Here is a 5,069-nt window from a genome sequence, read left to right as displayed (position 1 = left end):
GAATGGAGGAAACACTACAACACCAAACGACCCCATAGTGCTCTGGGATATCGCCCTCCGGCTCCGGAAACCATCGTCCAGATAGACCAGAGACCGGTCATGCACTAACTTTCAAATTGGACCACTCAAGTGGGGCTGATCAGTCTGGGAAGCACTGGCTGCAACTGGTGCCGGAGCCGTACTGCTGCCGGTCGCCATTTCTGAGCGCTACATCACGCAGGTCCGCTTGGCGCATCCGTCCGGTGCCACCGTTTCAGCGGGCGGATACCAACTCACCAGGCCGTTCGACCGCCTGGCAACACAGGCAATGAACACGTTTCGCAGTGGCTGTCCGCACAGAAAACCGTCGAAACGTGAGAGAGAGACACGAGGTGCTTGCTTGTACAGCCCTTTTCAGTTCTCGATTACAACAGAAGCTTCTCTTTAGGCACCACCAGCTTCCAAAGACGCATAGCGCAACGAATTTAAAGCTGACGCTCTGGCCCAAAGCGGCATCGTGCAAATGCGAGCTCGCGCCAATCATCGGATGTAGCACTGCATCCATGCTTACACTACTCCGAAATCGAGCGGTCGAGAAACCTATGTTCCTGCGTCCGTGCCTTGTTCATGTCCGTAAAAATTTTTTCTCTCCGCCAATGGTTTCAAATCTGCCCGCCAAGAAAGTGGGCAAGCGCAATAGGAACCGGTAGTCTTGCGATAGGCCAGTTCAATCAGGGATGTTCGAATGCAGATTTCCATAGGCACCTTTAACCTGAACAACCTTTTTTCGCGTTTCAACTTTCAGGCCAGCGTCCCCGCCTCGCCGTCACCCGATGCAGGCGGGATCACCATGACTTTTGACAATGCCGACCTTGTGGTGCGAACGTTCAAGGGTCGTCTCGTCAAGGGAAAGGACCCGGCCGATACTGCCACAATCGCGGTCCGCATCCGCGATGTGATGAACCTCGATATACTTGCCGTACAAGAGGTCGAGCACATCGGGATTCTGAAGGAATTCAACCGATCGCACCTTGGCGGGATGTACCCGTTTGTGGCGCTGGTCGAAGGCAACGACCAGCGCATGATCGACGTCGGCATCCTGTCGAAACTACCCTTGGGTGCTATCACCTCGCACCAAATGGCAGTACATCCTAACGCGCCGGGGGAACGGGTCTTTGGTCGCGACCTGCTGCAGGTCGAGGTGCTGGATACGTCCGGGGACCGCCTGATGACGGTCTACAACACGCACCTTAAAAGCCATTTTGTCCCGTTCGATCAGGACCCGGAGGCGGGTGCTATCGCCGCTAATGCACGGCGGCGACGGCAGGCGGAAATGGTGTCTCGGATCCTCTCACACCAGGAACGGCGCGGCGGCCGGTTCGTGCTGCTGGGCGACATGAACGATCCCGAGGACTCACCCGATCTTGCACCGATGCTGACGGCGGATTTTGATGCGCTGGTGAACGGGCTTGCACATGCGGTGGAAAGCCGGCCTGCGAAATCCGAAACGCCCGGTCAGGGGCCGGGGCCGGCGTCGCCGCAATGGACACATCGCTTTAACCCCGCTGGCCCGGAACCACCACGGTATGAGCTTTACGACCAGGTCTGGCTGAGCGCCAAGCTGGCACCGCTCCTGGTGTCTGCCCACATTGACCGGCGAACCAAACACGGCGGTGACGGGTCCGACCACGATCCGGCGTGGGTCGTGCTGGATTTTTAGGAACCATCCCAGCGAGAACGGCCCATTCCGGACCTTGGCTACCATATTCGTTTACTGCGGTGCTGCTCGGCAAAGCCGCCATTCCATGCCTGAGCAATCTCACTGAATGCAAGAACGACACTCAACAAATTTGACGGAGATTTCGGTGGTTGGATTCTGCAACTCTAAGACCGATGAAATAATCGATCAACTTACCAAAACTCAATCCGGAGAAACCTGGGCCGCGTTCGCAGTCAATGAAATACTCCGCTAAACTCCACCCGGCCTAAGGAATGGCCGGGTGGAGTGTCAATTGTGCTTCAGACTAAGGACATTCCCAATGCTTCCAGCTGGCCTACCAGCGCGCTGTTCGCCTCGTCGATGGAGTTCCAGTCGTCCGCAGTGAGTTTGCCAAGGCTCAGGTCTTCTGCCTGAATGTCCTGGAGCGTCACCGTATGACCGCCGTTTCCGACTACTTCAAACACCAGATCGTCACCGTTCTCACTGACTGCAACGTCGCTTTCACTGAGCGAGTTGAAATCCAGCACATCTTCACCCGCATCGAAACCGGTGATTTCAGTCTTCACACCCCAGTCCCAGGTCAGCTCGGCAACATCGGCACCTGCGCCGAAGGTGACAGCGCCTGCTGTTTGGTCATCGTCTGTATCCGTGGTTCCGCCATCTGTGACAACACCGTTGTTTGTATCTGAAGAGCTCCCTGTGAGATCTCCAGGTCGGGTCTGATGGCCGTCTGTCGTAGCACCAGCAGGTGCTTCGGGTGTCAGCAACATGGTGCGATCAACCAGGGTCACATCGTTCTGTTCAAACCCAAACGGGACCTCCAGATTGTCTTCCATCACCTGATCATGATGAAACTCCACCAATCCGGGGATCAGATCTGCCTTGGAGACGCCAGTCAGAGTGACGCTCTGCCCGGTCGGTAGCGATGAAATGATCAATCCCTCACTGCTATCCTCAACGCTCAGACGCTCCCGCGTGCCAAAATACAGGAAACTGATCTTCATTGTCGCTGGGTCGAAACCGTCGATCACCTCATGCACACCATATTCATGGCTGCGGACATAGGTCGTGTCAGCTTCGCGCGGACCGACGCCTTGTTCCCAGCTGACAACGGCCCCCATATCCTGCCGGAAATGTTCGTTACCAACGACACCGAAATCTTCGATCGTGACATCCTGGTAAGTCACGCCCTGAACAATCTGGGCCGCATCAGACCAGGGACTGTCGATCACGATCTCTCCACTGGATGATTTGGTGACAATCATTCCGTGTACTGACGTTCCACCGAAATCCAGTTGATCCGTGCCTGGGCGGAACCCGGTAATGTCGTCGGCGTTGCTGTCGGCCCGGAACTTAACGCCGCCTGAATCGGTTGCTCCTGTTGTGTCGGGTGGGTTTGAACCATCGGTGTCGTAGCTCAGTTGATAACCATCGCCGACACCCGGAGTGAAAACGATCTGACCCAACGCAGAGGAGACCTCGTTCAGCACCGCCTGATCCGTGATCGAGAAATTGCCCAGATCGAGATCACCCAGTCCAAAGCCGGTGAATATGATCTGTTTGGTCACGTTGCCTTCGGTCAACTCAATGCGGACCGTCTGGCCAAGAGCATCACCGCTTTCTTCGAAAATCGCAAAGCTATCGGACGTGATATCCGGGCCGATTTCGATGACATCGCCCATTGCGGGCATGAAATCGTCTATCACTTGTGCGTCTGATGCGAAGCTTAGTGTGACATGCATATGCTGATGGCTGTGACCATTGCCGCTACCGCCGGGGGTTGTCCCGTGCGACCCCACCATGCTGAGGACCTCAGTCGCTGCAGTGCTGTCCAGTATTGTGAAATTGGTGGGACTCAGATCTGCCAAAGCCACACCGCTCAACTCGGTGGACTGGTTGTTGGACGGGATCGCAAACACGACCGATCCATTGACCTCACGAACGTCCAGCGCATCTGCGCCTACCCAAGAGATGAAGATCGTATCGGTCGCTGGATCAAAATCCGAGACCGTTACTTCCGTGCCCCAAGCCCAGGTTATAACAACATCCGCCGTGTCCTCTGTAGTGTCGGCGGTTCCATTGCCTGTCGGACCGTTCGGCGCCGGCGGCTCGGGGGGTGGAGAAACATTTCCTGAACCGCTCCCGCCGCCTGTATCCGTTGGCAAAACACCATCGGTATAGGCCTTGATGGCGTCTTCTACCGATGGCGCGTCGTAGCCGCCGAATTGATCGATATAGCGCAGAATGGACGTGCCGTATTCATCAGTTGATACATTGCCGCCCTGCAAAAGGGACAGGGTTCCCCAAGCCCCGCGCAAATGCGCCGCCGCCATAATCCCTGTCATGGTGAGGGTAACGGTTACTTCTTGCCCGTTATCAATAAAAGTCCGGGTGGTGCCGAGGTAATCGCTCAGGCTTTCGCCCTGATAGCCCAATCCGGTCTCGATTACCTGAAGGTTATAGCCAAAGGCTTCCTGTATCGCGCGCTCCTGCGCGGCTTCGGTGGTAAAGTCCTCGAGCGAATTGACGCCGTTTTTGCCGGTCCAGGTGCCATCCCATGTATTCGAGGCCGCACCATTCCCGTAATAGATATCATCGGTGTAATACCCGAGATCGATCAACAGGGCTTCGCCGAATTGATAGCCAACAAAGCCAAGCGAGTTCATTGACCGGTAGGACATCGCGTCCCACTCGTTGCTGATCAGATCAGACCAGCTAGAGTATCCGGGGTAAAATCCGGTAACTTCGCCACCGGCCCATTGGTTCAATTGCCAGTCCTGAATAACCCCTGCGTCATAGCGATCCCTATCCCAGCCCGACTCAAATGCGCGCAAGGCGTCGCGAAATTCTTCGTAGGTTCCATTAGGCATTTGACTGTGTCTCCCATCATTTTCTGCAAAAATTTCATGCTGGTTTTTTTCGAGGCATTCGAACGCGGATTGACTAACAAGCTCCAGAAGAGCGTAAGATTAAGATTTCATTAAAGAATTAATCCAAGCGAATAGCGGCCATTCTCTGATCGCAGGCACGCGGAACTTCGCTTGAGATCAGAGCTTTGTTGCGGGCATTGGCAAAGAGTGGACCAGTTTGCGCGGGTGCTTGCTGTAAATGGGACAGCGCAGAAATTAACTTGCGCTGTTTTTCAACGTCGCGGTGTGAGCGAACCGATTCAGACCCAAAGGAACGCTTCGCTCTATGTTCCACTGGAACAAAAATACCCCAGCCGGGACCGTGTTGCACGGATCGCGCTTCAGGATTAGCTCTGTTGCTTTCCCTCCCGTGAGTTGCTGTGGATGCCATACAAATTCAATGATGCCCGTCGCGACAAGTTTCCCAAGGCTAAGTACCGGGTCACGAACTGCTCGGAATA

The 5,069-nt window shown here is 55.3% G+C and carries 4 protein-coding genes; 2 read left to right on the top strand and 2 right to left on the bottom strand.

All coding sequences use genetic code 11. The features are described 5' to 3' along the window. Window positions 1-108 (top strand): integrase core domain-containing protein (locus AB1E33_RS29550; RefSeq protein ID WP_372580208.1); only part of this gene is annotated, 108 nt, incomplete at its 5' end. Window positions 109-724: 616 nt separating this feature from the next. Next, the gene (locus AB1E33_RS29545; RefSeq protein WP_372580803.1) at window positions 725-1,699 is read left to right on the top strand and encodes an endonuclease/exonuclease/phosphatase family protein; all 975 of its coding nucleotides are present in this window, start codon (window positions 725-727) and stop codon (window positions 1,697-1,699) included. A gap of 299 nt (window positions 1,700-1,998) precedes the next feature. Here the strand turns inward: AB1E33_RS29545 and AB1E33_RS29540 are convergent, their stop codons facing one another. Continuing rightward, window positions 1,999-4,569 carry an alpha/beta hydrolase family protein gene (locus AB1E33_RS29540; protein WP_372580802.1) on the bottom strand — a complete coding sequence of 857 codons (2,571 nt, stop codon included), beginning with the start codon at window positions 4,567-4,569 and terminating at the stop codon, window positions 1,999-2,001. 255 nt (window positions 4,570-4,824) lie between these two features. Further along, on the bottom strand, window positions 4,825-5,069 hold a 245-nt coding region (locus AB1E33_RS29535; protein ID WP_372580801.1), incomplete at its 5' end, for a hypothetical protein.

This window comes from Ruegeria hyattellae (genome assembly GCF_041537925.1).
Lineage (GTDB): Bacteria > Pseudomonadota > Alphaproteobacteria > Rhodobacterales > Rhodobacteraceae > Ruegeria_C.
Note: the sequence above shows the minus strand (reverse complement) of the source record. Positions and strands in the feature narration are given on the sequence as shown.

Bases quoted from the DNA above. Each gene is read 5' to 3' on its own strand.
- AB1E33_RS29545 (WP_372580803.1), top strand. From the start codon at position 725: ATGCAGATTTCCATAGGCACCTTTAACCTGAACAACCTTTTTTCGCGT.
- AB1E33_RS29540 (WP_372580802.1), bottom strand. From the start codon at position 4,569: ATGCCTAATGGAACCTACGAAGAATTTCGCGACGCCTTGCGCGCATTT.